We start from the raw sequence: 1,246 nt of genomic DNA, 5'->3' as shown, positions 1-1,246 counted from the left end.
TGCCGCTCCACCGCCGCCGCGTCGGGGCCGATGACGACATAGCGCGACAGCGAGGAGTGCCGCAGCCGGCAGGCCGCCCCCGTCGCCGCCCGCGCCGCCGCATAGGTGGCGAGCTGCCGCGCCTCGGGCGGCTCCAGGCTGAGCAGCAGCGGCAGCCCCTCGCGCGCGGCGAAGCGCAGCGTCGCCTCGGAGGAGCCGGCGACATAGACCGGCGGGTGCGGCCGCTGCACCGGGGCCGGCTGGCAGGCCACGCCCTCGAACCGCCAGAGATCGCTGTCCCAGGACAGGCGCGGCTGCGTCCAGAAGCCGCGCAGGATGGCGTAGCCCTCCTCCAGCCGCGCCTGGCTCCCGGCGGGGTCGATGCCCAGGGCGCGCAGGCTCGCCGGCTCGGTGCCGCGGCCGATGCCAAGGTCGAGCCGCCCGCCGCTCTGCCGGTCGAGCTGCGCCAGCTGCTCGGCCAGCAGCAGCGGGTGGTAGAGCGGCAGCGGCAGGATCGAGGTGCCGATGCGCAGCCGCCCGGTGCGCGCGAACAGCGCCGCCGCCAGCAGCAGGACCGAGGGATAGGGCCAGGGCGCGAAATGGAACTCGTTGAACCAGACGCCGGCATAGCCCAGCCGGTCCGCCGTCTCGAAGAGGCGGCAGAACTCCTCATGCGGCCCGAGGGTCGCCTCGCGGCTCCAGCCGGCCAGGTCGATGCGCATCGCGTTTCCTTCACCCAGGCGGCGATCAGAGCCGCGGCGGGGAAAAGCGGCAAGCCGGCGATTGACGTAACAGTATAACATCACATAAACCAGGCGCATGGCCGGGACAAGCCCGGCCGCAGCAGCAGCGCCGGGCTTGCCGGCGGCAGGAGGCAGCGGCAATGTGGCCCCGCATCGGTCCCGCGCGAGCGGGTGAGAAAGGGAACGCCGTGCGCCACGGCCATCGCTCGATGGCCCGGCAAGTCGGCGGCTGCCCCCGCAACTGTCAGCGGCGAGCCGAAACCCCGGGCCCTCGGCAAAGGGCGGCCACTGGATCGCGAGATCCGGGAAGGCGGGGCGGAGGCGGTGACCCGCGAGCCAGGAGACCTGCCGGTGCGTCCGCAACGCAACGGGGCGGGATGGCCCCGAAGGAGTTCCGCCGCATGACGACCCACCGCCCCCTCTGGCCCCCGGCGCCCCCCCTGGCCACGACACGCCGCACCGCCTAGCCCCGCGCCGTTCCGACCCAGCCGCCGCCGCGACCGCCAGCCCCGCACGGGGCCGGT

The 1,246-nt window shown here is 74.8% G+C and carries 1 protein-coding gene and 1 riboswitch; the gene reads right to left on the bottom strand.

Annotated elements, in window-relative coordinates; genetic code table 11:
• Positions 1–701, bottom strand: a 701-nt coding sequence (locus HMPREF0731_RS20840) for an LLM class flavin-dependent oxidoreductase (RefSeq protein ID WP_007006214.1), incomplete at its 3' end; no start/stop codon positions are given.
• A 158-nt stretch (positions 702–859) separates the two neighbouring features.
• Positions 860–1,089: riboswitch (cobalamin riboswitch) on the top strand.
• Positions 1,090–1,246 lie beyond the last annotated feature (157 nt).

This window comes from Pseudoroseomonas cervicalis ATCC 49957, from assembly GCF_000164635.1.
GTDB lineage: Bacteria > Pseudomonadota > Alphaproteobacteria > Acetobacterales > Acetobacteraceae > Pseudoroseomonas > Pseudoroseomonas cervicalis.
The sequence above is the reverse complement of the archived record's forward strand: the minus strand, read 5'-3'. Positions and strand labels throughout refer to the sequence as shown.